The organism is Rhizobacter sp. OV335, from assembly GCF_900142965.1.
GTDB lineage: Bacteria > Pseudomonadota > Gammaproteobacteria > Burkholderiales > Burkholderiaceae_C > Rhizobacter.
Genome location: NZ_FRCQ01000027.1, coordinates 79,779 through 106,641, shown reverse-complemented (window position 1 = coordinate 106,641; position 26,863 = coordinate 79,779). Strand labels below are relative to the sequence as shown.

The window sequence follows — 26,863 nt, the reverse complement described above, 5'->3', positions numbered from 1 at the left end:
GTGCACGTCAGCGCGGCCGTAGAAGCGCTTGCCGATCCAGAAGTTGCCTTCGGGCAGGATGTCGAAGCCCTTGCCTTCCACGTAGATCTGGTTGATGCCCAGCTTGCTGTGGTCCAGCGACTGGTTCTTCGCGTCCTGGCCCGTCGCCCCGCGATCCACAGCGCCCGTGTCCGATCCGGGGCTGAACAGGTTCGTCATCAGCGCGGCCTTGTAGTCCACGCCGTCCGCCTTGAACCCCTGGCTCAGCAGGAACTCGCCGTACAGGTCGCACTCGTTGCCCAGCCGGTACTTCATGCCCTGGCCCGACAACCCGTAGCACGCCCGCGACGAGTCTTTCGACGTCGCGCCCGGGCCCGTTCGGAAATAACCGCCCCAATCGACGGCTTGTGCAGAGGTGGCGCCCAACAGACCCATCGCGGCGGCAACGGTCGCGAGCTTGAACTGACTCTTCATCAACTGACTCCTCAGAGGTTTTGCTTTGAAATGTGCCGAGCGCCTGGTCTGGGGGGACCCATTGCTGCAGCGGTTGGGGGAAACAGGGTGGGGCGAGCGGGTCGCAGTTCGCCCGGAATGGCTGGAAACGTGCGTTGTCTTCCTTGTGTCCAGCGAGTAGCACGGCTACATCGTTGGCTGTAAGGTTTTGTCAAGGTTGACTCTAGTAATCCGACTACAGCCGGTAAACGCGGGTTTTCCCCTCGTTTATCACAATAACCACACCCATCAGGGAAGTCCCGAATGCCCAGCTGTCGATACTTTGCAGCCGGCTTGGCTATCATGAAAAGTAGTTTGGCTACAAAGTCGAGCGCACGGTCCGGGTGCATGGCGCACCGAGGCGGGCCGCATCAGGGGGGCGCACTCTGCGTCGGGAGGCCGCGTGCGAATGGTCGCGCTGCGGCGAGGATCGTTGCCACGGGGTTTGCCTGCGGTGACTCGAACGAGAGAACGTTGACATGCAGGCAGATTCATTTCCGCGTTGGGTCGGTGACGTCGGTGGCACGAACGCGCGTTTCGCGCTGCAGCTGGCGCCTGGTGCCGAGCTGACGTCCATCGACACGCTGCCGGCTGCCGATCACCCGACGCTGCAGGACGCGATGGCGCATTACCTGCACACGCATTCGCCGGCCGTGCGGCCGCGCTGGTGCGCGATCGGCATCGCCAACCCCATCGTCGGCGACCAGGTGCAGATGACCAACCACCACTGGTCGTTCTCGATCGAGGCGGTTCGCCAGAAGCTGGGCCTCGAGCGCTTGTTGCTGATCAACGACTTCACGGCGCTTGCGCTGTCGCTGCCGTCGCTGAAGCCGGCCGAGCTGCGGCAGGTCGGCGGCGGGGCGGTGGTCGAGGGGGCGCCGGTCGGACTGATCGGTGCCGGCACCGGGCTCGGGGTGTCGGGGTTGTTGCGGGTGCCCGGCAGCGAGCGCGTGGTGCCGCTGAACGGGGAGGGCGGTCACGTGACGCTCGGCGGCGCCACGCCGCGGGAGGATGCGGTGATCGCGGCGTTGCGCCAGCGCTACGGCCACGCGTCGGCCGAGCGGGCGTTGTCGGGCCCGGGGCTGGTGAGTCTCTACGAGGCGCTGTGCCAGGTCGATCGCGCCACCGCCCAGCCGCTGAGCGCGGCCGAAGTCAGCGAGCGTGCGGTGGCGGCGAGCGATGCGCATTGCGTCGAGGCGCTCGACATGTTCTTCGCGCTGCTGGGCAGCGTGGCCGGCAACCTGGCGTTGTCGCTGGGCACGCGCGGCGGGATGTACATCGGCGGCGGCATCGTGCCGCGCCTGGGGGACCGGATCGACCGGTCGAGCTTCCGCGAGCGCTTCGTCGCGAAGGGGCGGTTCCGCGACTACCTCAATGCGATGCCGACCTTCGTCGTGCAGGCCAGCACCTCGCCGGCCCTGTTGGGGGCCTTGCGGGCGCTGGACGACCTGTGATCAGACTTCGGTGATGCCGCCCATCGCGTGGCTGAAGCCACCGTCGACATAGGTGATTTCCGACGTGACGCCGGCCGCCAGGTCGGACAGCAGGAAGGCGGCGACGTTGCCGACATCGTCGATCGTCACGTTGCGGCGCAGCGGCGCGTTCTGTTCGACCACGTCGAGGATCTTGCCGAAGCCCTTGATGCCCGACGCGGCCAGCGTCTTGATCGGACCGGCCGAGATGCCGTTGACCCGCACGCCCTTCGGGCCGAGGCTGGCGGCCAGATAGCGCACCGAGGCTTCGAGCGAGGCCTTGGCCAGCCCCATCGTGTTGTAGCTGGGAACGCTGCGCATCGCCCCCAGATAACTCAGTGTCAGCAGCGCGGCCTTCGGCGTCAGGCGCGACGCGGCCGCCTTGGCCAGCGCCGGGAAGCTGTAGCTGGAAATGTCGTGGGCGATCCGGAAACCCTCGCGCGACAGGCCCTCGAGAAAATCGCCGGCGATCGCTTCGCGCGGCGCGAAACCGATCGAATGGACGAAACCGTCGAATTGCGGCCAGGTCTCGCCGAGCTGGTTGAACATCGCGTCGATCTGTTCGTCGCTCGCGACGTCGCAATCGAACAGCAGCGTGGAGTCGAACTCGGCGGCAAACTCGGCCACGCGGTCCCGGAAGCGTTCTCCGACATAGCTGAACGCCAGTTCGGCGCCTTCACGCCGGCAGGCGCGGGCAATGCCGTAGGCGATCGAGCGGTTGGACAGAACGCCGGTGATCAGGAAGCGCTTGCCGGCCAGGAATCCCATGGAGTCTCCAGTCTGGTGTCATCGAAAAGGGGGTGCTCATTCTGGCACGCACACGTGCTTGACGGTCACAACCCTTGCCGGGTACTCGTTCACCGGGATACAATGCGTCTTTCGCAAGAAAACTGCATGGGCGGATTCTTCCAGCCCATTTTTTTTGCTTCTCCACATTTTTCATAACCTCTGAAGACACTCGCTGGATGATTTGGCAAGACGTTGTTGAGCGCACCGTGACCGGGCTGGGTTACGACCTCGTGAATTGCGAGCGCAGCCCCAAGGGTTTGCTGCGTGTCTTCATCGACCGTCTGCAGAATGATCCGAACGGCGAGTTCATCGTGGTCGAGGATTGCGAGAAGGTGACCCGCCAGCTGCAGCACGTGCTGGAGGTCGAGGGGTGCGCCTACGAGCGCCTGGAAGTGTCGTCGCCGGGGCTGGACCGCCCGCTGAACAAGCCTGCCGACTACCAACGCTTCGCCGGCTCGGAAATCGAGCTGACGCTGAAGGTGCCTTTCGAGGGCCGCAAGAAATTCCGCGGCGTGCTGGAGGCCCTGGGAGAGCAGTGGCGCCTGGTGTTCAACGACGGCAAGGTTGACCAGGCCCTGGATTTTTCGTTCGAGGAAGTGCGGGAGGCCCATCTGGTGCCAGTCCTCGATTTCAAGGGCCGGCGCTTTGCGCAGCCGGCTGCTGTGCCGCACGACGCCGACGTGCAGGCCGAAGATGTTGACGGAGATCCTAAGAATGAATCGTGAACTCTTGATGCTGGTCGATGCCATCTCGCGCGAGAAGAGCGTGGATCGCGAAGTCGTGTTCGGCGCGGTCGAGGCCGCCCTGGCCTCGGCCAGCAAGAAGCTGCACGGCGGCGAGGTCGACATGCGCGTCACCGTCGACCGCGACAGCGGTGAATACGAAACCTTCCGCCGCTGGCACGTGGTGCCGAACGAGGCCGGCCTGCAACTGCCCGATTCCGAGATCCTGTTGTTCGAGGCGCTCGAGCAGCTCCCCGACATCGAGGTCGACGACTACATCGAAGAGCCGGTCGACTCGGTGTCGATCGGCCGCATCGGCGCCCAGGCGGCCAAGCAGGTCATCCTGCAGAAGATCCGCGACGCCGAGCGCGAGCAGCTGCTCAATGATTTCCTGTCGCGCGGCGAGAAGATCTTCGTCGGCACCGTCAAGCGCCTCGACAAGGGCGACGTGATCGTCGAATCCGGCCGGGTCGAAGGGCGCCTGAAGCGCAGCGAGATGATCCCGAAGGAAAACCTGCGCTCCGGTGACCGCGTCCGCGCCTACATCGCCGAGGTCGATCCGACCCTGCGCGGCCCGCAGATCGTGCTGTCGCGCAGTGCGCCCGGCTTCATGATCGAGCTGTTCGCCCAGGAAGTACCCGAGATCGAGCAGGGCCTGCTGGAAATCAAGTCCTGCGCCCGTGATGCCGGTTCGCGCGCCAAGATCGCCGTGATCTCGCACGACAAGCGGGTCGATCCGATCGGCACCTGCGTCGGCGTGCGCGGTTCGCGCGTCAACGCGGTCACCAATGAACTCGCCGGCGAGCGCGTCGACATCGTGCTGTGGTCCGAAGACCCGGCACAGTTCGTGATCGGCGCGCTGGCGCCGGCCAACGTGCAGTCGATCGTCGTCGACGAAGAGCGCCACGCGATGGACGTCGTCGTCGACGAAGAGAACCTCGCGATCGCGATCGGCCGCGGCGGCCAGAACGTGCGGCTGGCCTCCGAGATGACCGGCTGGCGCATCAACATCATGACGGCCGAGGAATCGAAGGCGAAGCAGAGCGAGGAGTCCGACAGCGTTCGCAAGCTGTTCGTCGACAAGCTCGACGTCGACGCCGAGGTGGCCGACATCCTGATCGCCGAAGGCTTCAGCAGCCTCGAAGAGGTGGCCTACGTCCCGATGCAGGAAATGCTCGAGATCGAAGGCTTCGACGAAGACACCGTCAACGAACTGCGCACGCGGGCCAAAGACGCTTTGCTGACGATGGAGATCGCCCGCGAAGAGAAAATGGAAGACGTGTCGCAGAACCTGCGCGATCTCGAAGGGCTGGATGCGGACCTGATCCCGAAGCTGACCGAGAGCGGGATCAACACGCGCGACGACCTCGCCGACCTCGCGGTCGACGAACTGACCGAAATTGCCGGCATCGACGAAGACAAGGCCAAGGCATTGATCATGAAGGCACGCGAACATTGGTTCACGACCTGACATTGAACGACCTGATGCCCCAACGCCCGATCGAACGCTGCACTGCAAGTACCACGCAAGGATATTCACAATGGCTGTGACCACCGTCGCCCAGTTGGCTGCTGAGCTCAATCGCCCGGCGGCAGCGCTGCTCGAGCAGCTCCAGTCGGCCGGCGTCGCGAAGGCGTCGAGCGACGACGCGCTGACCGAGTCCGACAAGGAGCGGCTGCTCGACTATCTCCGCACGGCCCATGGCACGGGCGGGGGCGAGCGCAAGAAGATCACGCTGACCCGCAAGTCGACCAGCGAGATCAAGCAGGCCGATTCGAGCGGCAAGGCGCGCACGATCCAGGTTGAAGTGCGCAAGAAGCGCACCTTCGTCAAGCGCGATGAATCGGCGCCGTCCGAAGAGCCGGCAGCGCCGGTCGTCGACGACGCCGAGCTGCAGCGCCGCGAGGTCGAGGCGCAAGCCCAGGCCGAGCTGCTGCGTCGCCAGGAAGAAGAGCTGGCCGAGAAGCGCCGCCAGCGCGAGGAACAGGAAGCCCGCGAACGCGAGGCCGCCGAGGCCCGCGCACGTGAAGCCGCCGAAGCCGCCGCGAAGGCTGCTGCCGAGGAAGCAGCGAAAGCGGCGGCCGCAGCGGCTGCTGCCGCCGCGGCCGCCGCTGCTGCGCCCACGCCGGCTCCTGCCGCGAAGGCCGCCGCAAATGCCGCTGCCAAGGCTGCGCCGGCACCGAGCGCCGCGCCGGTTGTCGCCGCTGCTCCGGTGGCGCCTGCCGCCCCGGTCGAGCCGCCGAAGCCCGCACTGCGCGTGATCAAGGCCGCCGACGTCGTCGACGAAGAGAAGCAGCGCGCTGCCGACCTCGCCAAGCGCCGCAAGGCCGCCGAGGACGAAGCCGCCGCGATTCGCGCGATGATGAATGCACCGAAGAAGGTGCTGATGGCCAAGAAGCCCGAAGAGCCGCCCAAGCCGGAAGTCGGCAAGGAAGGCATCAAGGGCACGATCCACAAGCCGGCCGCCGCGCCGGGAACGACCACGGCCACCGCTGCGAAGCCGGGCGACAAGCCGGGCGACAAGAAGTCGGTCAAGTCCGAGAAGCTGTCGTCGAGCTGGGCCGACGATGCCGCGAAGAAGCGCGCACTGAAGACCCGCAACGACGCCGCGGCCCGTCCGGGCTGGCGTGCGCCGCGTGGTGGCCGCCGTGGCGACCGCAACGATTCGCAGGGCGGCAACTTCAGCGCCCCGCCGGAGCAGCAGATCCAGGAAGTGCACGTGCCGGAGACCATCAGCGTCGCCGACCTCGCGCACAAGATGTCGGTGAAGGCGTCCGAGGTCATCAAGCAGTTGATGAAGCTCGGCCAGATGGTCACCATCAACCAGCAGCTGGACCAGGAAACGGCCATGATCCTCGTCGAGGAAATGGGCCACAAGGCGTTCGCTGCCAAGCTGGACGATCCGGAAGCCTTCCTCGAAGACACCCAGACCGAATCGAGCCACGAAGAACTGCCGCGCGCACCGGTGGTCACCGTCATGGGTCACGTCGACCATGGCAAGACCTCGCTGCTCGACTACATCCGCCGTGCCCGCGTGGCCGCCGGCGAAGCGGGCGGCATCACGCAGCACATCGGCGCGTATCACGTCGACACGCCGCGCGGCATGATCACCTTCCTCGACACCCCGGGTCACGCGGCCTTCACGGCGATGCGTGCCCGCGGTGCCAAGGCGACCGACATCGTCATCCTGGTGGTGGCGGCCGACGACGGCGTGATGCCGCAGACCAAGGAAGCCATCGCGCACGCCAAGGCGGCCGGGGTGCCGATCGTGGTCGCGATGAACAAGATGGACAAGCCCGAGGCCAACGTCGAGCGCCTGAAGTCGGAGCTGGTGGCCGAACAGGTCGTGCCGGAAGACTTCGGCGGCGATTCGCCGTTCGTGCCGGTGTCGGCCAAGACCGGCATGGGCATCGACCAGCTGCTGGAGCAGGTGCTGCTGCAGGCTGAAGTGCTCGAACTGAAGGCACCGAAGGACGCTCCGGCCAAGGGCCTGGTGATCGAAGCCCAGCTCGACAAGGGCCGCGGCCCGGTCGCGACGGTGCTGGTGCAATCGGGCACGCTGAAGCGTGGCGACGTGGTGCTGGCCGGTTCGAGCTATGGCCGCGTGCGCGCCATGCTGGACGAGAACGGCAAGCCGACGACCGAAGCCGGCCCGTCGCTGCCGGTCGAGATCCAGGGCCTGACCGAAGTGCCGCAGGCCGGCGATGAGTTCATGGTGCTGGCCGACGAACGCCGGGCGCGCGAAATCGCGACCTTCCGTTCGGGCAAGTACCGCGACGTCAAGCTGGCCAAGCAGCAGGCCGCCAAGCTCGAGAACATGTTCGAGAACATGGGCCAGGGCGAAGCGCAGACGCTGGCACTGATCATCAAGGCCGACGTGCAGGGTTCGCAGGAAGCGCTGGCCCAGTCGCTGCTCAAGCTGAGCACGGCCGAGGTCAAGGTGCAGATCGTGCATGCGGCGGTCGGCGGCATCAGCGAAAGCGACATCAACCTCGCGATCGCCTCGAAGGCCGTGATCATCGGCTTCAACGTGCGTGCCGATGCCGGTGCGCGCAAGCTGGCCGAAGGCAACGGTGTCGACCTGCGCTACTACAACATCATCTACGACGCGGTCGACGACGTGAAGAAGGCGATGACCGGCATGCTGGCGCCGGAGCAGCGCGAAGAGGTGATCGGTACGGCAGAGATCCGCACGGTGTTCGTGGCGTCGAAGATCGGCACGGTGGCCGGTTCGATGGTCACCTCGGGTGTGGTGCGCCGCAACGCGCGCTTCCGCCTGCTGCGCGAGAACGTGGTGGTCTACACCGGCGAAGTCGAGTCGGTGCGCCGCCTGAAGGACGACGTGCGCGAAGTCAAGGAAGGCTTCGAGTGCGGTATCAAGCTGAAGAACTACAACGACATCGCCGAGGGCGACCAGCTGGAGTTCTTCGAGGTGAAGGAAGTGGCACGAACGCTGTAAAGCGGAGCGTGGGTCTCACCCCGAACCCCGCCCTCGACAAGACGGCGGGGTTTGTATTTGAAGACCCCCGCCCGCGTCAGCAGGAGCCTTGAACATGCGACACAAACGAGCCATCCCGAACCGCGGTTTCCGCATTGCCGACCAGATCCAGCGCGATCTGGCGGAGCTGATCCGCGACCTGAAGGATCCGCGCATCGGCATGGTCACGCTGCAGGCGGTGGAGGTCACGCCCGACTATGCGCATGCGAAGGTGTTCTTCTCGCTGCTGGTGGGCGACGTGAAGGAATGCGAGGAGGCCTTGAACGAGGCCGCCGGCTTCCTGCGCAACGGCCTGTTCAAGCGGCTGCAGATCCACACCGTGCCGACACTGCATTTCCATTTCGACCGCACGACCGAGCGGGCCGCCGAATTGAGCGCGCTGATCCAGCAGGCCAATTCGACGCAGGCGAAAGACGACTGACGCCGTGAACGCACAACGCCCGCGCATCCCGCGGCGCGCCGTCCACGGCGTGCTGTTGCTCGACAAGCCGCTCGGCCTGTCGAGCAACGACGCGTTGCAGAAAGCCAAGCGCCTGTACCGCGCCGAGAAGGCCGGCCACACCGGCACGCTGGATCCGCTGGCCACCGGGCTGCTGCCGCTGTGCTTCGGCGCGGCCACCAAGTTCTCGCAGGTCAGCCTCGATGCCGACAAGACCTACCGCGCCACATTGCAGCTCGGCAGCACGACCACCACGGCCGATGCCGAGGGCGAGGTGCTGCTGCAGCGCGAGGTGAACGTGACGCGCGCGCAGCTGCAGGCCGTGATCGAGCGCTTCACCGGCCCGATCCGCCAGGTGCCGCCGATGCACTCGGCGCTGAAGCACGAAGGCCGCGCGCTGTACGACTACGCGCGCGCCGGCATCGAGATCGAGCGCGAGGCGCGTTCGGTGACGATTCATCGCATTGCCATCGTCGACGACGACACTGCCGGGGCCGGCGACCGCTGGACGCTCGATGTGCGCTGCTCGAAGGGCACCTACATCCGCACGCTGGCCGAAGACATCGGCGAGGCACTCGGCTGCGGCGCCCACCTGGCCGCACTGCGCCGCACCGAGACCGGCGGGCTGACGCTCGGCCAGGCGCTCACGCTGGAGCAGCTGGCCGAGATGGACGAAGCACAGCGCGAAGCCGCGTTGCTCGACGCCGATGCGTTGCTGGCCGACTGGCCGGTGGTGCGACTCGGCGACGAAGACGCCGGCCGATTCCTGAGCGGCCTGCGCCGCCGCCTGCCGCTGGCAGATGCGGAGCAGGTCCGCGTCTACGGCCCCGACCCCCGTGCGTTCCTCGGCAGTGGCCGGGTCGACGCCGGAGAACTGATTTCGACGAGGCTCTTGAGCCCGGTGGAGGTGCAAGGCCTCCTGAAGACACCTTGAACGCAGAGAGCACGTCATGACCCGACAGATCCGCAACATCGCCATCATCGCCCACGTGGACCATGGCAAGACCACGCTGGTGGACCAACTGCTTCGCCAGAGCGGCACCTTCCGCCAGAACGAGAAGGTCACCGAACGGGTGATGGACAGCAACGACCTCGAAAAGGAACGCGGCATCACCATCCTCGCGAAGAACTGCGCGGTGGAGTGGAAGGGCACGCACGTCAACATCGTCGACACCCCGGGGCACGCGGACTTCGGCGGCGAGGTCGAGCGCGTGCTGTCGATGGTCGACAGCGTGCTGCTGCTGGTCGATGCGGTCGAAGGCCCGATGCCGCAGACCCGCTTCGTCACCAAGAAGGCGCTGGCGCTCGGCCTGAAGCCGATCGTCGTCGTCAACAAGGTCGACCGCCCCGGTTCGCGCATCGACTACGTGATCAACGCGACCTTCGAGCTGTTCGACAAGCTCGGCGCGACCGAAGAGCAGCTCGACTTCCCGGTGATCTATGCGTCGGGCCTGAACGGCTGGGCGACGCTCAACCCCGGCGAGGTCGGCACCGACCTGGCGCCGCTGTTCGACGCCGTGCTGCAACACGTGCCGGCACACGAAGGCGACCCGGCCGGCCCGCTGCAGCTGCAGATCTGCTCGCTCGACTACTCCACCTACGTCGGCCGCATCGGCATCGGCCGGGTCAACCAGGGCACGCTGAAGCCAATGCAGAACGTGGCCGTGTTCAGCGGCCCGGACAGCACGCCGTTCAACGCCCGCGTCAACCAGGTGCTGAAGTTCGAAGGCCTGGAGCGCCAGCAAGCCACTGAAGCCGGCCCCGGCGACATCGTGCTGATCAACGGCATCGAGGACATCGGCATCGGCGTCACGCTGACCAGCATCGAAGACCCGAAGCCGCTGCCGATGCTGAAGGTCGACGAGCCGACGCTGACGATGAATTTCTGCGTCAACAACTCGCCGCTGGCCGGCCGCGAAGGCAAGTTCGTCACCAGCCGCCAGATCTGGGACCGCCTGCAGCGCGAGCTGCAGAGCAACGTGGCGCTGAAGGTCAAGGAAACCGATGAAGACGGCATCTTCGAGGTGTCGGGCCGCGGCGAACTGCACCTGACCATCCTGCTGGAAACCATGCGCCGCGAGGGCTACGAGCTGGCCGTCAGCAAGCCGCGCGTGGTCTTCAAGGAAATCGACGGCGAGCGCCACGAGCCGATCGAGATGGTGACGGCCGACGTCGAAGACCAGCACCAGGGCGCCGTGATGCAGGCGATGGGCGAGCGCAAGGGCGAGCTCGTCAACATGGAGCCGGACGGCATGGGCCGCGTGCGCCTCGAGTACAAGATCCCGGCGCGCGGCCTGATCGGCTTCCAGAACGAGTTCCTGAACCTGACGCGCGGCACCGGCCTGATCAGCAACATCTTCGACGGCTACGAGGCCTTCAAGGGCGACATCGAAGGCCGCAAGAACGGCGTGCTGATCAGCCAGGACGACGGCGAGATCGTGACCTACGCGCTGGGCAAGCTGGACGACCGTGGCCGCATGTTCGTGAAGCCGGGCGACCCGGTGTATGAAGGCATGATCGTCGGCATCCACAGCCGCGACAACGACCTGATCGTCAACGCGGTGCGTGCGAAGCAGCTGACCAACTTCCGCGTGTCCGGCAAGGAAGACGCGATCAAGATCACGCCGCCGATCATCCTGACGCTGGAATACGGCGTCGAGTTCATCGCCGACGACGAACTGGTCGAGATCACGCCGAAGTCGATCCGCGTGCGCAAGCGCCACCTGAAGGAACACGACCGCAAGCGCGCTTCCCGCACCGAGTGACATGACCCACGGGCGGGCGGTGGCGGGCATGCTGCTCGTCACGCTGATGTGGAGCATCGCCGGCGTGGTGACGCGCCAGCTCGAATCGGCGCGCAGCTTCGAGGTGACGTTCTGGCGCAGCCTGGCCACCTTCGTGTGCCTGGGCGGCTACTACGCTTGGGCGCATGGCCGCAGCACGCTCGCGCTGCTGCGCGCGGGTGGCCGGCCGCTGTGGATCTCGAGCGTGATGTGGGCGGTGATGTTCACCTGCTTCATGGTGGCGCTCACGCTGACCACGGTGGCGAACGTGCTGATCACGATGGCGCTCGCGCCGCTGATCACCGCGGTGCTGGCGCGCTTCACGCTCGGGCACCCGGTCGCGCGGCGCACCTGGGCTGCGATCGTGCTGGCCGGGCTGGGCATCGCCTACATGTACGGGCAGGGCGTCAGCTCGGAGCCGCAGCACGTGATCGGCACGCTGGTCGCGCTGGGCGTGCCCATCGCGAGCGCGATCAACTGGAACACGCTGCAGCGCAGCGGCACGAGTGTCGACCTGGTGCCGGCCTTGCTGCTGGGCTCGCTGATCTCGGCGATCGTCACGCTGCCCTTGTCGCTGCCGCTGCAGGCGTCGGTGCACGACGTGGCGCTGCTCGGGCTGCTGGGGCTGGTGCAGCTGGCGATTCCGTGCGTGCTGGCGGTGCGCTTGGCGCGCCACCTGCCGGCGCCGGAGATGTCGCTGCTGGCGCTGCTGGAGATCGTGTTCGGCATCGCATGGGCGTGGCTCGGCACCAGCGAGCAGCCGTCGATGGCGGTGATGGTCGGCGGCAGCCTGGTGCTGGGCACCTTGTTCGTCAATGCATGGGTCGGGTTGCGGGAGGCGCGGGCATGAGTGGTTCGTCATCCAGTTCGTCGTTTGTCATCGCGGAAGTGCAGGGCGGCATCGGTCTGATGACGCTGAACCGGCCGCAGGCGCTGAACGCGCTGTCGCTGCCGATGATCCGCGACATCACGCGCGCACTGCTGGCGTGGCGTGATGATGCGGCCGTGCGGGGCGTGGTCGTGCGAGGCGCGACGCTGGAAGGCAAGGGCGTGGCCTTCTGCGCCGGCGGCGACATCCGCTTCTTTCACCAGGCGGCGCTGGCCGGCAACCCGGAGCTGGAAGACTTCTTCACCGAGGAATACGCGCTCAACCACCTGATCCACACCTATCCGAAGCCGTACGTCGCGCTGATGGATGGCATCGTGATGGGCGGTGGCATGGGGATCTCGCAAGGCGCTTCGCTGCGCGTGGTGACCGAGCGCACGAAGATGGCGATGCCGGAGACGCACATCGGGCTGTTCCCGGATGTGGGCGGCGGCTGGTTCCTCGCGCGCTGCCCGGGGCGGCTGGGCGAGTACCTGGCGCTGACGGGGCAGATCCTCGGCGCGGGCGATGCAATCGCGTGTGGGTTGGCGGATGTGTGCATCCCGAGTGGCGAGCTGCCGGCCGTGGTGGAGGCGCTGGTCGACCAACCGCATGAGAACGCGGAACAGTTGCAGGCGGCAGTGCGTGCGCGGGCGGTGACGCCCGCTGCGACGACATTGCTCGATCGCGCGTCGATCGACCGGCACTTCGCGGCGGAGTCGTTGACCGGCATCGTCGAATCGCTGCGCAGCGATGGCGGCGATTGGGCACAAGCCACGCTCGCGACCCTGGCCAAGCGCTCGCCGCTGATGATGGCGGTGACGCTGGAGCAGGTGCGACGCGCCCGCACGATGACGCTCGCCGACGACCTGCGCATGGAGCGCGACCTCGTGCGCCACTGCTTCCACCTGCGCCCCGGCGCAGCGAGCGAGACGGTGGAAGGCATCCGCGCGCTGGCGGTCGACAAGGACCACAGCCCGCGCTGGAACCCGGCGCGGATCGAGGACGTGACGCCGGCGATGGTGGCGGCGTTCTTCGAGAGCCCGTGGCCGGGGTTTGCGCATCCGCTTCGGTCGTTGGGCCAATTGTCATTTCTCGGAACTTGAGCGTAGATGCTGTGACTCAGCCTTGAGTGTGTTGACCCACCCGGGTTGGCGAATCATCGAGGACTGGAATGAACAAGATCAGATCGTGCAGGCTGGGGCCTATTGAACTCGGGCGTTTTAGCAGAACGAACGAGAACGAGCCGAGCGAGACAACGCTTACATACAACATCGACACCAACCTGATACGTGCAGAGGAGGGCTATGCGCGTGAAACTCATCCGCAATGGCGTGTCAATACGCGAATAGAGCTCGTAAAAGGAGCCGTCGGGAGCATCCTCGCTATTCATCGGCCGATGGTGGTGAACATTCAGGAATGTAGAAAGTGTGAAACCCGCTTTGGGGACACGGTCGACTCTGTCACCCCTCTTGTCGAGTTGTTTGAGTCTCATGGCTACCGTTCCTTGGTCATGGGTTACAACGAGGCGGGCGGCGATAAGGGATTCAAATTCATCACGGCTTACGATCCACAAAAACTGACCCTTGAGCGCAGCTATATGCGCTACCTTACCAAGACGCCGAAAGCACCGACACCGCGTCCGGATACGTCGAATATGACGCAGGCTGAGATCGTAGAGGTGCAGAAACGCATCAAGGACCACAATTTTGGTGAGGATTGGGAGCGAGGCGTTCTGGTGACACGGTTCAAGCATTGCGACATGACCGACCACTTCTACTCGATCAATGTCCATATGGCCATTCCAGAAGTCCACCGCCGCAAAGCCGCTGCGCTGCTCCTGGATTTCGTTGCAGAGATCGTCGCCGAGGAGTCAAACGCCAAAATTGTGATTCAGGGTGATTTCAATTCATTTTCGGATCGAGGTGGGCCTGAGCAATTGCAGGCGCTGCGAGAAGAGGTTTTTGAAGGGGAGAAGTTGCTGAACGAAGCCACGCAGGATCTTCGCTTTCCGAACGGTGAGAAGGCGAACTTATCGTTCATCGCCTTCCCATATGATCTTTTTGGATTTACTGGCCGCGATATCAAAGGAACGGATATCAGCCAAGTCATTGAATCTCTCGCTTGCGAGGATCACCGCCAGGAGGCTCATGCTGCTCTGGCAAGGGTTGTCAACCCTTTTAACGTCAACGTATTCCTTGCAGCGTTGGACGTGCCCTGCCGTAAGGTCATGATCCCCGCTTTATTCCAGCGTTGTCCCGCACTTGGGGGCATTCTCGATCGTGTTCTCCACCGTGGCTTGGACAAGAGCGCGGAAAGCACTGTGTTTCCCGTTACCCAATTCGACGATGCGTCAAAGATTGCGTCGTTTAACGACGAGGACAGCGTGCGGCAGTACATCCTCGATCACCATGAAGAGGGCCCTGCCTTCGCGTCGGACCATCAGCCAATTCTCACAAGGTTCACATGGGCAGGAGGCACAGCATCAAATTGAGTGGGTGCTCCGACCGTCATTGGTTTCGTTGATGACGGACGAGTAGATTGCGGGCTTCCCCGAGGGTCAGGGCTCGACGGCCCGCCCTAGCATCAGCCTCACCCCCAGGAGAGGCCCATGAAGCAGCTGTCCGGTCTGGACGCGTCCTTCCTCTACATGGAGACGCCCGAGATGCCGATGCACGTCGGCGCCTTGCACGTGTTCGAGCTGCCTGCCGCCTACAAGGGCAGCTTCCTCGCCGACGTGCGGCGCCACATCGGCTCGCGGCTGCCGCTCGCGCCGCCGCTGAGCCGCAAGCTCGCGTGGATGCCGTTCAACCTGGCCAACCCGGTGTGGGTCGATGCAACGCCGGACCTCACGCAGCACATCGTCGGCATCAAGCTGCCGAAGGGCAGCGGCCTCGCCGAACTCGACGCGCAGGTCAGCCAACTGCACCCCGTGCTGCTCGACCGCGAACGCCCGCTGTGGAAATTCCACGTCTTCGAAGGCCTCGCGCCGGGGCCGAACAAGGAGAAGCGCGTCGCCCTCTACACCCAGCTGCACCACGCCGCCGTCGACGGCCAGGCCGCGATCGCGCTGGCCCAGGCCATCCTCGACGTGCAAGCCACGCCGCGCGACATCGAACAGGAGAAACGCCCCGCGAAGAAGCTCGACATCGGCCTCGCCGGCATGCTGAGCGGCGTGCTCGCGAACCAGCTGCAGCAGTACGGCAAGCTGATGAAGGCCTTGCCGTCGACGGTGGGCGCGCTCTCCCAGGTGGCAGGGCAGGTGGCCGGCAAGGTGGCGAAGCTGCGCAACCCGTCCGGTGAGGCGCCGATGGCCCTCGCACCGCGCACGCGCCTCAACGCCTCGGTGACCGCCGGCCGCGCGTTCGCCGGCGTCAGCCTGCCGATCGCGCAGATCAAGGCGCTGCGCCGCGCGCACGACGCGACGCTGAACGACGTCGTGCTGATGCTGTGCGGCGGCGCGCTGCGGCGGCATTTTCTGCAGCACGGCCCGCTGCCGCGCAAGTCGATGGTGGCGGCGGTGCCGGTGTCGACCCGCGCGGCCGGCGACACCACCGCGAACAACCAGGCCTCGATGACGGTCGTGAACCTCGGCACCCACATCGCCGACCCGATGGAGCGCCTGCGCTACGTGCAGGCCGCCAGCGCCGCGATGAAATCCACGCTCGGCAGCGTCAAGAGCCTGATGCCCACCGATTTCCCGTCGCTCGGCGTGCCGTGGCTGATGAGCACCGTCACCTCGCTGTACGGAAAGGCCCGGGTCGCCGACCGCATCCCGCCGATCGCCAACGTGGTGATCTCGAACGTGCCCGGCCCGGCGTTTCCGCTGTACATGGCCGGCGCGCGCATGCTGACCAATTACCCGGCCTCGATCGTCGTGCACGGCGTCGCGCTCAACATCACCGTGCAGAGCTACGACGAATCGCTGGATTTCGGGCTGATGGCGTGCGCGAAGGCGATGCCCGAGGTGGCCGAGCTCGCGACGCACCTGGAAGAAGCGCTGGCCGAGCTGCTGGCGCTGCCGGCCACCAGCGAACCTGTCGCCAAGGTGACACCGAAGCCGACACCAAAACCCAGGCCGAAGGCCGCGCCCAAACCTAGGGCCAAGGCTCCAGCCAAAGCCGCCGCCGCCCGCTGATTGCCCACTAAGATGCAAGCGTATTCACGACGGCCCGATGCGGCCTCCCACCATGCCTCGTGACGGCGCGCAGCAGTTCTCCCCCGACGCCCGGAATGACCTGAAGGCCCCCAACGCCTTGCTCCTGATGCTCGAAGGGCGCGCGCCCTGGGAGTTCGCGGCGATGCTCGCATCGTCTCCGGTGCTGAACCGCGCGCTCGACAAGCTGCCGCCCGGCGACGGCCACCCGGTGCTCGTCTTCCCCGGCCTCGCCGCGGCCGATTTCACGACCGTGCCGCTGCGCAACTTCCTGCGCGACCGCGGCTACGTGCCGTACCCATGGGAGCAGGGCTTCAACTTCGGTCCGCGCGAGGGGGTGCTCGAACGCTGCGTCGAGATGGTCGACCTGCTGCACCGCCGCCACCAGCAGCCGGTCAGCCTGATCGGCTGGAGCCTCGGTGGCGTGTATGCGCGCGAGGTCGCAAAAGAGCGCCCGCAGCACACGCGCTGCGTGATCACGCTGGGCACGCCGTTCACCGGCCACCCGCGCGCCACCAACGCCTGGCGCCTCTACGAATGGGTCAGCGGCCAGAGCGTGCACGACCCGGCCTTGCTCGAACAGGTGCGCCGCCCGCCGCCGGTGCCGACCACCTCGATCTACTCGCGCACCGATGGCGTCGTCGCGTGGCAGTGCAGCATCAACGAAGACTCTCCGCTGGCCGAGAACATCGAGGTGCACGCGAGCCACATCGGCATGGGCGTGAACCCGCTGGCGCTCTACGCGATCGCCGACCGGCTCGCGCAGGACCCGGCGCACTGGAAGCGCTTCGAGGCCGCCGGCGCGCGCAAGTGGTTCTTCAAGACGGTCGGCGCATGAAGCTCGCGGCCAACGGCATCTCGCTCGAGGTCGAAGACCACGGTTCGCCGAACGGCGAGCCGCTGCTGCTGGTGATGGGCCTGGGCATGCAGCTCACCGCCTGGCCCGACGAGCTGGTGCAGATGCTGGTGGCGCGCGGCTTCCGCGTGATCCGCTTCGACAACCGCGATGTCGGGCTGAGCCAGGGCTTCGATCAGCTGGGCGTGCCGAACGTGCCGATGGCCGCGATGAAGTTCGCCTTCCACCTGCCGATCCGCCCGCCGTACCCGTTGCGCGCGCTGGCCGACGATGCCATCGGCGTGCTCGATGCGCTGGGCATCGCGCAGGCCCATGTGTGCGGCGCGTCGATGGGCGGCATGGTGGCGCAGCTGATGGCCATCCATCATCCGCAGCGCCTGAAGAGCCTGACGTTGATGATGACGAGCACCGGCTCGCGCCGCCTGCCGATGGCCACGCCCGAGGTGCGGCGTGCGCTGCTGAGCCGGCCCGAGAACCCGCGCGACCCGGCCTCGGTCGCGGCGCACCTGGGCCGCTTCATGCACCTGATCGGCAGCCCGGCGTACCGGCCCGATCCGGCCTGGATGCAGGCCAGGCTGCGCGCCGCAGTGGACCGCGCATACCGCCCCGCGGGCACGGCACGCCAGCTGGTCGCGATTGCGGCCGATGGCGACCGCAGCCGGCGCCTGGAGGGCGTGAAGCTGCCGTGCGGCGTGATCCACGGCCAGGCCGACCCGCTGGTGCCGGTGGCGGCCGGGCACGACCTGGCCCGCAAGATCGCCGGTGCCGAACTCGACCTGATCGACGGCATGGGGCACGACCTGCCGATGCCCTTGCTGCCGCGCTTCACGCAGGGCATCGCGCTCGCGGCCGGGCGGGCCTGAGGCTTCAGCGGCTGCACGGCAGCAGCGGATCGTTGCTGGCTTCAGGGCGCGCATCGCGCTGCACGGACACGCCTTGCTGCAGCCATTCGAGCGCGGCGTCACTCGGGTCCATGCCTTGCCAATAGGGCTCGGAGATCAGCGCCCACGCGAGGTGCTCGAGGTCGCTGCGGTCGACGCGCGGCCACTGTTCCTGCAGGCGCTCGGCGCACTTCAGCGCCCAGTTTTCAGAAGTGATGTCGGGGTTCATGGCGGTCATTCGGCGGAGTCGAGGAGCGATGCATAGTAGCCACTAACTGTACAAACGTACAGTATTCCCGAGTGCTGTCTGCAGCTGTCAGTTGCATGCCTCAAAACGCATCAGCGGCGTCTTGAAGGAAGATCGCGGGCTTGGCAGGAGAAGCAGGATGCAAGCGCCGTTCATCGACGAGTACAAGGGATACCAGCTGCACTGCGCACCGGACGCGCTGGTCGGCGGCGGCTTCGCGGCCAGGCTGCAGATCGGGCGTGCGTATGGCGCGCACCGCGATGACTACACGGTCGATGCCGGCGCGGGCGTCTTCGAGGTGCAGGTCGATGCGGCAAAGCATGCGCGGCAGGTGGGGCGGCAGTGGGTGGATGAACGGGCACAGCCGCCACGGGTGATGGCGACATGGCCTGCGGGCTGATTCCTGCCGGCATGAATGCATAGTGGTAAAGTGCATGCATCGAATGCAATCCGAAACGACGCCATGGCCATGCTCACCGTTCGCAACCTCTCCGACGAGGTCCACCGTGCTCTGCGCGTTCGTGCTGCCCAGCACGGCCACAGCATGGAGGCCGAGGTGCGCGAGATCCTGGAATCTGCGATCAGTCCCCAGGGGCGCGTGAAGCTGGGTTCGCTTCTGGCAGACATGGGCCGCCAGGCCAGGTTGAGCGACGAAGAGTTCGCCGTGTTCGAGCAGGTGCGCGACAAGGCTCCATCTCGCCCGGTGAGCTTCGAATGATTTTGCTGGATACGAATGTGGTGTCGGAACCGCTTCGCCACGCGCCCGAACTTCGCGTGATCGAGTGGATCGACGCCCAGGCGATGGAGACGCTGTTCCTCTCCTCCATCACGGTGGCGGAGTTGCGTGCGGGCGTGGCGCTGCTCCCCGCCGGCAAGCGGCGCGCGGGGCTCCAGGAGAACCTCGAAAAGCGCGTGCTGCCCCTGTTCGCCGGCCGCGTGCTGCCCTTTGACCTGGCCTGCACACAAGCCTTTGCGGCACTGATGGCGAAGGCCCGCGCCGCTGGCTTGGCCATTGCCACGGCGGACGGCTACATTGCGGCCATCGCAGCAGCCAATGGGTTCGCTGTCGCCACCCGGGACACGAGCCCGTTCGAGGCCGCCGGTGCGGCGGTCATCAACCCCTGGCTCGACAGCGCGAAATCCAATGAACCATAAGGAAAATCAAGAGGTCATGCTGGCAATGTCACCTTGGAGGTTGAGTGTCGCTCCAATGATGGATTGGACCGACCGCCACTGCCGCTACTTCCATCGCCTGCTGACGAAGCACACCCGGCTCTACACCGAGATGGTCACCACCGGCGCGCTGATCCATGGCGACCGGCCGCGGCACCTCGACTTCAACGCCGAGGAGCACCCGGTGGCCTTGCAGCTCGGCGGCAGCGAGCCGGCCGACCTGGCGTTCTGCGCGAAGCTGGCCGAGCAATGGGGCTACGACGAGGTCAACCTGAACTGCGGCTGCCCCAGCGAGCGCGTGCAGCGCGGGGCCTTCGGCGCCTGCCTGATGAACGAGCCGGCGCTGGTGGCCGACAGCGTCAAGGCGATGCGCGATGCGGTGTCGATCCCGGTGACGGTGAAGCACCGCATCGGCATCGACCAGGACGAGCGCTACGAGTTCGTGCGCGACTTCGTCGGCCAGATCGCCGAAGCCGGTTGCGAGGTCTTCATCGTGCATGCACGCAACGCCTGGCTGAAGGGGCTGAGCCCGAAGGAGAACCGCGAGGTGCCGCCGCTGCGCTACGAGACGGTGCACCGCCTGAAGCGCGATTTCCCGCACCTGACGATCGTGCTCAATGGCGGTGTCACCACGCAGGAGCAGATCACCGAGCAGCTGCTGCACCTCGACGGCGTGATGCTCGGCCGCGAGGCGTATCACAACCCGTGGCTGATGTCGCAGTGGGACGAGCTCTTCTTCGGCACGCCGCATCACGAGCTGGACCGCGCGGCGATCGAGCGGCAGATGGTCGACTACATGGAGCGCGTCGGCCTGAAGGGCGAGCCGTGGTCGCGCGTCGTGCGCCACATGCTGGGGCTGCGCAACGGGTTGCCTGGCGCGCGCCGCTGGCGGCAGGTGTGGTCGGACCACAAGCTGAAGACCGAGCCGGCGCGCGAGGTCGCGCGCATCGCGGGGGGCGAGTCAGTTCCGGCCTGAGCGCGACGGCCAGGTCGCCAGCAGCACGCCGGCGATCGCCAGCCCGAAGGCCGCCGCCTGCGTCGCGCTGATCCGCTCGCCGAGAAAGACCACGCCGACCGCCGCCGCGCTGATCGGCAGCAGCACCGTGAAGATGCCCGCCGACGACGCCGGCACATGGCGCAGCCCCGTCATCCACAGCCACACCGTCACCATGCTGGCCGCCAGCGAATAGAACAGCAGCAGCGACCACGCGCCCGGCAGCACCGCGCCGAAGTCGAACGACATCGCCTGCCACAGCCCGAGCGGCGTCACCAGCGCCAGCCCCCACAGGTTCACCAGCGCGCTGATGCGCTTGGCCGAAACGTTGCCGGCGAGCTTCTTGCCCATCACGACGTACGAGCCTTCGCACAGCACCGCGCCGAACAGCAGCAGGTTGCCCAGCAGCGAGCTGCCCTTGTCCTCACCGCCGTGCGCCACCACCGAGACCAGCGCGATGCCGCCCACCGCGCACGCAATGCCCGCGGCGACGCGCGGCTGGATGCGTTCCTTCAGGAACAGCCGCGACAGGATTGCCACCGCCGCCGGGATCGCCGCCATGATCACGCCGGCCGCCAGCGCCGAGCTCATGCCGACGCCGAACAGCATGCAGATCGAGAACAGGAAGTTGCCGAAGAACGATTCGAAGAACAGCAGCACGCGGTCGTGCCGGCTCAGCGGCGCCTCGCCCGGCTGGCGCCGCACCCAGCCGACCATCGCGACCGCTGCCATGCCGAAGCGCAGCCAGGCCAGCAGGAAGACCGGGAACACCGCCAGCAGCAGCTTCGACAGCCCCACATAGCTGCCCACCAGGGCCATCGAGCTGCCGAGGCAGAGGTAGGCGATCCACGGCGCGTGCACGCGGTGGCTGGCCGAGGCGGCCGACGAAGAGGAGTTCATTCAGGAGGCGTGGGCGAGAGAAAAGGAGGGGAGGTGCTCAGAACGCCGAAGCGTACCGCGCAATCTCCCAGCCGCTCACATGGCGCGCGTACTCCGTCCACTCGGCACGCTTCAGGCGGATGAACTCGGCCGACAGCGTCTCGCCCAAGGCCCCGCGGATCACCTCGTCGGCCTCGAGCGCGTTGACCGCTTCGCCCAGGCTCTGCGGCAGCAGCCCGATGCCGCGCTCGCGGATCTGCGCGAGGCTCAGCTGGAACAGATCCTCGGTGCACGCCGGCCCCGGATCGAGCTCGCGCGCGATGCCATCGAGCCCGGCGGCAATCAGCGCAGCCGTCGCCAGGTACGGGTTGGCCGATGCATCCGGCACCCGCCATTCGAAGCGGCCGCCCAGCGTGCGCACCAGCGCCGTCCGGTTGTTCGGCCCGTGCGCCACGTAGGCCGGCGCCCAGCTGGTGCCGGACAGCGATTCGCCGACCACCAGCCGCTTGTAGCTGTTGACGGTCGGCGCGGCCAGCGCGCACAGCGCGGCCGAATGCGCCAGCACGCCGGCGATGAAATGCCCGGCCAGCGTCGACAGCGGCTGCTGTCGGTCGGCGAACACGCAGTCGCCACCAGCCCACAGCGACACGTGAAAGTGCATGCCGCTGCCCGGCTGGTTCGCGAACGGCTTGGGCATCATCGAGAACACGCTGCCGTGCCGCTCGGCCAGCGCCTGCGCGGCCATCTTGAACAGCATCAGGTGGTCGGCGCTCTGCAAGGCCTCGGCATGGTGGAAGTTCAGCTCGTACTGGCCGTGCGCATCCTCGTGGTCGACCTGGAACACGTCGAGGCCGCAAGCGGTCAGCGCCTCGGACAGCTCGTGCAGAAACGCGGCCTGCCGAGGCAGCGTCTTCAGGTCGTACGAGGGCTTGTCGAGCGCGTCCTGCGCATCGGCCGGCGCGATGCCATCGGCGGTGCGGCGCAGCAGAAAGAACTCCGGCTCGATGCCGGTGCGCAGCGTCCAACCGCGCTCGGCCAGCTTCGCCACCTGGCGCTTCAGCACCTGGCGCGGGCAGGCGTCGAACGGCTCGCCGGCCACGAAGCCGTCGCAGACGATGCGCGCATAGCCCGGCATCCACGGCAGCGCCCGGGCGGTCTCGGGCTGGCCGCGGCCGTAGTACTCCGAGCGCGGGCCGGTGCGAGGCAGCCCGGTGCCCCAGATCGACGGGCCGGCAAAGCCCGCGCCTTCGGCCAGCAGGCTCTCCAGGTGCGCGAGCGGCACGTACTTGCCCTTGGCGACGCCGTGCACGTCGGTGAATTGCGCGACCAGCGTGTGCACGCCCTCGGCTTGCAGCCGTTCGCGAAGCTCCTTCATGCGGAGGCGGCAGCGGCCCGCAGCGACGCCTGCAGGATCGCGATCGCCTCGGCGAAATGCACGTCGGGAATCGTCAACGGGAACAGGAAGCGGATCACGTTGGCATTGACGCCGCAGCTCAGCAGGATCAGCCCGCGCTGCAGCGCTTCGGCCTGCACCTGCTTCGTGAACGCTGCATCAGGCTCGTCGGTGCCGGTGCGGTTGAACTCGACCGCCACCATCGCCCCCAGCCCGCGCACGTCGACGATCTGCGGCACGGCAGCGCGCAGCTCGTTCAGCACCGCCTTCAGCCGGTCGCCCAGCGCCTGGCCGCGCGCCGGCAGCTGCTCGTCGTGCATCACGCCGATCACCGCATGCGCGGCAGCAATCGCCAGCGGGTTGCCGGCGTAGGTGCCGCCGAGGCCGCCCGGCGCGGGCGCGTCCATGATCTCGGCGCGGCCGGTCACCGCCGACAGCGGCAGGCCGGCGGCCAGCGACTTGGCGCTGACAAGAATGTCAGGCAGCACCTCGGGGAAGTGCTCCATCGCGAACAGCCGGCCGGTGCGGCCGAACCCGGTCTGCACCTCGTCGGCGATCAGCACGATGCCGTGCTCGTCGCACAGCGCGCGCAGCCAGCGCAATGCCTCGGCCTGGATGACGTTGAAACCGCCTTCGCCCTGCACCGGCTCGAACACGATGGCCGCGACGCGCGAGGCCTCGATGTCGGCCTTGAACAGGTGCTGCACCGCCTTCTGCATCTCGGCGAGGCTGGTGCCTTCGGCAGGGAAGGGCGCGTGGTAGATCTCGGGCGGGAACGGCCCGAAGCCGGCCTTGTAGGGCTGCACCTTGCCGGTCAGCGCCACGGCGAACATGCTGCGCCCGTGGAAGGCGCCGCCGAACGCGATGACGCCGGCGCGCTTGGTGTGCGCGCGGGCGATCTTCACCGCATTCTCGATCGCCTCGGCGCCGGTGCTGAAGAAGGCGGTCTTCTTCGCGTGGCGGCCGGGTGTCAGCGCATTGAGCTGCTCGGCCAGCGCGATGTACCCCTCGTACGGCACGACCTGGTAGCAGGTGTGCGTGAAGCGCTTGAGCTGCGCCTCGATCGCCGCGATGACCTTCGGGTGGCGGTGGCCGGTGTTCATCACCGCGATGCCGCCGGCGAAGTCGAGAAAGCGCCGGCCTTCGACATCCCACAGCTCGGCGTTCTCGGCGTGGTCGGCGAAGAAGGTGCCCATCACGCCGACACCGCGCGGCGTGGCGGCGGCCTTGCGGGCCATCAGTTGTTCGTTCTGCGAGTGGTTCATCGCGGTTCTCCGGTCAATCGAGCCGTATCCAGGTCGTCTTCAGCTCGGTGTACTTGTCGAACGCATGCAGCGACTTGTCGCGCCCGTTCCCGCTCTGCTTGAACCCGCCGAACGGCACCGTGATGTCGTCCTCGTCGTACTGGTTGACGTGCACCGTGCCGGCCCGCAGCGCCCGCGCCACGCGGTGCGCGCGGTTGATGTTGCTGCTCCACACGCTGGCCTGCAGCCCGTACGCGCTGTCGTTCGCCATCGCGATCGCTTCCTCTTCGGTCTTGAAGCGGATCACCGACAGCACCGGCCCGAAGATCTCCTCGCGCGCGATCTTCATCGTGTTCGACACGCCGTCGAACACCGTCGGCTCGACGAAATACCCGCCGCTGTCCTTGCGCGATTGCCGGCCGCCGGCGGCCAGCCGCGCGCCTTCGCTCTGGCCGGCGTCGATGTAGCCGAGCACCGTGCGCAGCTGCGTGTCGTCGACCAGCGCACCCAGCTCGGTGCCGGCATCGAGCGGGTTGCCCGGCTGGTACTTCGGCGCCTCGGCCGTCACCGTCTTGACGAAATCGTCGGCGATGCTCTCGTGCACGAACACCCGCGACGGCGCGTTGCACGACTCGCCCTGGTTGAAGAACATGCTGCCGGCCACCGTCTGCGCGGCGCGCGTGAGGTCGTCGAAATCGGGGAACACGACGAAGGCCGACTTGCCGCCCAGCTCGTTGTAGACCCGCTTCAGGTTGCTGCGCCCGGCGTAGTCGAGCATCTTGCGGCCGACGCGCGTCGAGCCGGTGAAACCGATCGCGTCGACCTGCAGGTGCAGCGCGAGCGCCTCGCCGGCCTCGTGCCCGTAGCCCGGCACCACGTTGAACACGCCGTCGGGCAGGCCGGCCTGCAGTGCGAGTTCGGCCAGGCGCAGCGCGGTCAGCGGGGATTTTTCGCTCGGCTTCAGCACCACGCTGTTGCCGGCGGCGAGCGCGGGGCCGAGCTTCCACGAGGCCATGATCATCGGGTAGTTCCACGGCACGATCGCGCCGATCACGCCCATCGGCTCGCGCGTGATCAGCGCCAGCGCGGTCTGCGGCGTCGGCGCGATCTCGTCGTAGATCTTGTCGACCGCCTCGGCATACCAGGCGATGCAGCGGGCGGTGGACGGCACGTCGACGCTCAGGCTGTACTTGATCGGCTTGCCCATGTCGAGCGTCTCGAGCAGCGCGAGTTCTTCCTTGGCGCCGAGGATCAGCTCGGCGAAGCGCAGCAGCACCTTCTTGCGCTGCGCCGGCGCCTTGCGCGACCAGCGGCCGTCGTCGAAGGCACGGCGGGCGGACTGCACCGCCGCATCCACGTCGGCCGCCTGGCCGCGCGCCACCTGCGTCAGCGTGCGACCGTCGAGCGGCGAGACGCAGCCGAAGGTCTCGCCGGCGAGGGCCGCGACGCGCTGGCCGCCGATGAAGGCGCGGCCGTCGAATTGCTGTGCTGCCGCGCGCGCTGTCCAGTCGATCGAAGCCATGTTGTCTCCTTCGTCAGGTCCTTGATCAGAACGACACCACGACCGACGCGCCCAGCAGGTGGTTGCTCTTCTTGTAGCTGCCGTCGTTGGCGTCGATGAACACCGGCAGTGTCGCGCGATCCAGCCGGTATTCGGCCTTCAGGGTCGTGTTGCGGGTCATCAGGTAGTTGAAGCCGACCGCCAGCGCATAGCGGTTCGCGCCTTCGTCGCAGCCGTCGACCAGCGCACCCGGCGCACAGCCCAGCGCCGGATCCGGGCCGATGCCGTTGCGGTCGTCCGCGACCGAGTACTGCAGCAGCCCGCCGCCGTTCTTCTTGTTGTTGATGTAGTCGGCCCGCACCACGCCCTCGAAGCGCGGCTCGAACTTGTAGGCTGCGAGCGCCGACAGGCCCCACCACTTCGCGTCGCGCAGGCTGCCGTCGGCGGCAGGAACGATCGATGCATCGCGCTGCCGGCCGACGCCGATCTGGCCTTGCACCGTCCAGTCGCCGCGGATGAAGTAGCCGTCGATCTCGAACAGGTCGAGGCGGGTGTCGTCCTGCGGGATCACCTCGAGCGTGTTCGGATCGATCGCGCTCTCGGAGAAGTTGCCGGCCTTGCCGTGCACGCCGGCGAAGCCGAAGCCGTTGAACTCGCCCTTCGAGTAGTCGACGCGGTAGGCGAGCACCGGCGCCTTGTGGTTGGCGCCGTTCTTCGTCTTGTTGTAGTTGGCCAGCACGGCCTTGATGTCCCACTTGCCGCGGATGAACTCCAGGCCGGCGCCGGTGTAGACCGTCGGCTCGGTGAAGTCGAGCAGCAACCCGCGCGTGACCAGCTTGGTCAGCGGGCCCTGCACGTACTCGTAGCCCGACCAGTCGGGGATCTGGCCGAAGATGAAGCGCGTCTGCAGGTCACCGATCGGGATCGACGCCGAGGCCTCGTGCACGATCGAGTTGCCGTCCGGGTCGGCGATGGCGCCGGCGCCGCGGTTGGGCATCAGCGTCAGGCGCAGCTTGGTGCCGCCGTCGAGCTCCTTCTGGAAATCGAGGTTCGCCACGCCGAAGTAGCCGTTGTCGTAGTTGTAGCCGTCGTCCGAGACGCGGTTCAGGAACTGGAAGCCGGCGCTGTGCTGGTTCTTGTTGTAGATCCAGGTCGGGTCGAAGTAGCCGCCGATCTTCAGGCCCTTCAGCCCCTGCGCTTCCATCGCGTCTTCCAGCGCCTCGGTCTTGACCGAAATGCGGTTGAAATCCTGCGCCTGCTCCGGCGTCATGCCCCACTGCCGCTCTTGGGTCTTCTCCGTGGGCTTCGCGTCGGCGGCCGACTTCTCGGCCAGCTTCTTCTCCAGGTCGGCGATGCGCTGCTTCATCGCCTTCAGCTCGTCCATCAACTCCTTGTTCGACTGGGCCTGGGCGGGGGCCGCAAACGCGGCGGCAATGGCCAGCGCCAGGGTCGAGAGCTTCGCGAACTTCATCGGTTTTCTCCTCGGGGTTGGATTCGGG

Annotated in this window: 25 protein-coding genes; 17 read left to right on the top strand and 8 right to left on the bottom strand. The window is 66.9% G+C overall.

The window, feature by feature from the left end:
- On the bottom strand, nt 1-453 hold a 453-nt coding region (locus BUE42_RS32550; RefSeq protein WP_200799019.1), incomplete at its 3' end, for a carbohydrate porin.
- Nucleotides 454-950: 497 nt separating this feature from the next.
- Between BUE42_RS32550 and BUE42_RS24290 the strand changes: the two genes are divergently transcribed.
- On the top strand, nt 951-1,925 hold the full coding sequence (locus BUE42_RS24290; RefSeq protein ID WP_073467869.1) for a glucokinase: 975 nt from the start codon (nt 951-953) through the stop codon (nt 1,923-1,925).
- Here BUE42_RS24290 and fabI read toward each other — a convergent pair whose 3' ends face one another.
- The gene (gene fabI / locus BUE42_RS24285; protein ID WP_073467868.1) at nt 1,926-2,711 is read right to left on the bottom strand and encodes an enoyl-ACP reductase FabI; all 786 of its coding nucleotides are present in this window, start codon (nt 2,709-2,711) and stop codon (nt 1,926-1,928) included.
- A gap of 197 nt (nt 2,712-2,908) precedes the next feature.
- On the opposite strand from fabI, the gene rimP reads away from it, so the two are divergent.
- The 12 genes from rimP (at nt 2,909) to BUE42_RS24225 (ending at nt 17,915) form a co-directional block, all read left to right on the top strand.
- Complete coding sequence (rimP, locus tag BUE42_RS24280; RefSeq protein WP_073467867.1) at nt 2,909-3,457, top strand: ribosome maturation factor RimP; 549 nt, start codon at nt 2,909-2,911, stop codon at nt 3,455-3,457.
- Nucleotides 3,447-4,925, top strand: a complete 1,479-nt coding sequence (gene nusA, locus BUE42_RS24275) for a transcription termination factor NusA (protein ID WP_073467866.1) — start codon at nt 3,447-3,449, stop codon at nt 4,923-4,925. The genes rimP and nusA overlap by 11 nt, the downstream gene beginning before the upstream one ends.
- 70 nt (nt 4,926-4,995) lie before the next feature.
- The gene (infB, locus tag BUE42_RS24270; RefSeq protein WP_073467865.1) at nt 4,996-7,914 is read left to right on the top strand and encodes a translation initiation factor IF-2; all 2,919 of its coding nucleotides are present in this window, start codon (nt 4,996-4,998) and stop codon (nt 7,912-7,914) included.
- 94 nt (nt 7,915-8,008) lie between these two features.
- Nucleotides 8,009-8,374 carry a 30S ribosome-binding factor RbfA gene (rbfA, locus tag BUE42_RS24265; RefSeq protein ID WP_056809543.1) on the top strand — a complete coding sequence of 122 codons (366 nt, stop codon included), beginning with the start codon at nt 8,009-8,011 and terminating at the stop codon, nt 8,372-8,374.
- A gap of 4 nt (nt 8,375-8,378) precedes the next feature.
- Nucleotides 8,379-9,326, top strand: coding sequence for a tRNA pseudouridine(55) synthase TruB (gene truB, locus BUE42_RS24260; protein ID WP_073467864.1), 948 nt, complete (start codon nt 8,379-8,381; stop codon nt 9,324-9,326).
- A gap of 16 nt (nt 9,327-9,342) precedes the next feature.
- On the top strand, nt 9,343-11,157 hold the full coding sequence (typA, locus tag BUE42_RS24255; RefSeq protein WP_073467863.1) for a translational GTPase TypA: 1,815 nt from the start codon (nt 9,343-9,345) through the stop codon (nt 11,155-11,157).
- Between the two features lies 1 nt (nt 11,158).
- Complete coding sequence (locus BUE42_RS24250; RefSeq protein WP_073467862.1) at nt 11,159-12,025, top strand: DMT family transporter; 867 nt, start codon at nt 11,159-11,161, stop codon at nt 12,023-12,025.
- Entirely contained in the window at nt 12,022-13,146 is a 1,125-nt protein-coding gene (locus BUE42_RS24245) for an enoyl-CoA hydratase/isomerase family protein (RefSeq protein ID WP_073467861.1), read from the top strand. Before BUE42_RS24250 ends, BUE42_RS24245 begins: the two co-directional genes overlap by 4 nt.
- Nucleotides 13,147-13,214: 68 nt before the next feature.
- The gene (locus BUE42_RS24240) at nt 13,215-14,534 is read left to right on the top strand and encodes a hypothetical protein (RefSeq protein WP_143171718.1); all 1,320 of its coding nucleotides are present in this window, start codon (nt 13,215-13,217) and stop codon (nt 14,532-14,534) included.
- A 117-nt stretch (nt 14,535-14,651) separates the two neighbouring features.
- On the top strand, nt 14,652-16,178 hold the full coding sequence (locus tag BUE42_RS24235; protein ID WP_073467859.1) for a wax ester/triacylglycerol synthase family O-acyltransferase: 1,527 nt from the start codon (nt 14,652-14,654) through the stop codon (nt 16,176-16,178).
- A gap of 52 nt (nt 16,179-16,230) precedes the next feature.
- Nucleotides 16,231-17,034, top strand: coding sequence for an esterase/lipase family protein (locus BUE42_RS24230; RefSeq protein ID WP_073467858.1), 804 nt, complete (start codon nt 16,231-16,233; stop codon nt 17,032-17,034).
- A complete protein-coding gene (locus BUE42_RS24225) occupies nt 17,031-17,915 on the top strand; it encodes an alpha/beta fold hydrolase (protein ID WP_073467857.1) in 885 nt (294 codons plus the stop codon). Before BUE42_RS24230 ends, BUE42_RS24225 begins: the two co-directional genes overlap by 4 nt.
- Before the next feature lie 4 nt (nt 17,916-17,919).
- Here BUE42_RS24225 and BUE42_RS24220 read toward each other — a convergent pair whose 3' ends face one another.
- Nucleotides 17,920-18,162 carry a hypothetical protein gene (locus tag BUE42_RS24220; RefSeq protein WP_073467876.1) on the bottom strand — a complete coding sequence of 81 codons (243 nt, stop codon included), beginning with the start codon at nt 18,160-18,162 and terminating at the stop codon, nt 17,920-17,922.
- Between the two features lie 157 nt (nt 18,163-18,319).
- On the opposite strand from BUE42_RS24220, the gene BUE42_RS24215 reads away from it, so the two are divergent.
- The 4 genes from BUE42_RS24215 to dusA all read left to right on the top strand — a co-directional run bounded on the left by BUE42_RS24215 (nt 18,320) and on the right by dusA (nt 20,329).
- Complete coding sequence (locus BUE42_RS24215) at nt 18,320-18,580, top strand: hypothetical protein (RefSeq protein WP_073467856.1); 261 nt, start codon at nt 18,320-18,322, stop codon at nt 18,578-18,580.
- 63 nt (nt 18,581-18,643) lie between these two features.
- Nucleotides 18,644-18,898 carry a FitA-like ribbon-helix-helix domain-containing protein gene (locus BUE42_RS24210; RefSeq protein ID WP_073467855.1) on the top strand — a complete coding sequence of 85 codons (255 nt, stop codon included), beginning with the start codon at nt 18,644-18,646 and terminating at the stop codon, nt 18,896-18,898.
- On the top strand, nt 18,895-19,335 hold the full coding sequence (locus BUE42_RS24205; RefSeq protein WP_073467854.1) for a type II toxin-antitoxin system VapC family toxin: 441 nt from the start codon (nt 18,895-18,897) through the stop codon (nt 19,333-19,335). Before BUE42_RS24210 ends, BUE42_RS24205 begins: the two co-directional genes overlap by 4 nt.
- 16 nt (nt 19,336-19,351) lie before the next feature.
- Nucleotides 19,352-20,329: a tRNA dihydrouridine(20/20a) synthase DusA gene (gene dusA, locus BUE42_RS24200; protein WP_073467853.1), complete on the top strand. Its 978-nt coding sequence runs from the start codon at nt 19,352-19,354 to the stop codon at nt 20,327-20,329.
- Here dusA and BUE42_RS24195 read toward each other — a convergent pair.
- The 5 genes from BUE42_RS24195 to BUE42_RS24175 are packed head-to-tail and all read right to left on the bottom strand — an operon-like array spanning nt 20,315 to nt 26,835.
- Complete coding sequence (locus BUE42_RS24195) at nt 20,315-21,247, bottom strand: DMT family transporter (protein WP_073467852.1); 933 nt, start codon at nt 21,245-21,247, stop codon at nt 20,315-20,317. The genes dusA and BUE42_RS24195 overlap by 15 nt on opposite strands.
- Nucleotides 21,248-21,284: 37 nt before the next feature.
- The gene (glnT, locus tag BUE42_RS24190; RefSeq protein ID WP_073467851.1) at nt 21,285-22,601 is read right to left on the bottom strand and encodes a type III glutamate--ammonia ligase; all 1,317 of its coding nucleotides are present in this window, start codon (nt 22,599-22,601) and stop codon (nt 21,285-21,287) included.
- Nucleotides 22,598-23,884: a 4-aminobutyrate--2-oxoglutarate transaminase gene (gabT, locus tag BUE42_RS24185; protein ID WP_073467850.1), complete on the bottom strand. Its 1,287-nt coding sequence runs from the start codon at nt 23,882-23,884 to the stop codon at nt 22,598-22,600. Before gabT ends, glnT begins: the two co-directional genes overlap by 4 nt.
- Before the next feature lie 13 nt (nt 23,885-23,897).
- The gene (locus BUE42_RS24180) at nt 23,898-25,385 is read right to left on the bottom strand and encodes an aldehyde dehydrogenase (protein ID WP_073467849.1); all 1,488 of its coding nucleotides are present in this window, start codon (nt 25,383-25,385) and stop codon (nt 23,898-23,900) included.
- Between the two features lie 25 nt (nt 25,386-25,410).
- Entirely contained in the window at nt 25,411-26,835 is a 1,425-nt protein-coding gene (locus BUE42_RS24175; RefSeq protein ID WP_073467848.1) for a DUF3138 family protein, read from the bottom strand.
- Nucleotides 26,836-26,863 lie beyond the last annotated feature (28 nt).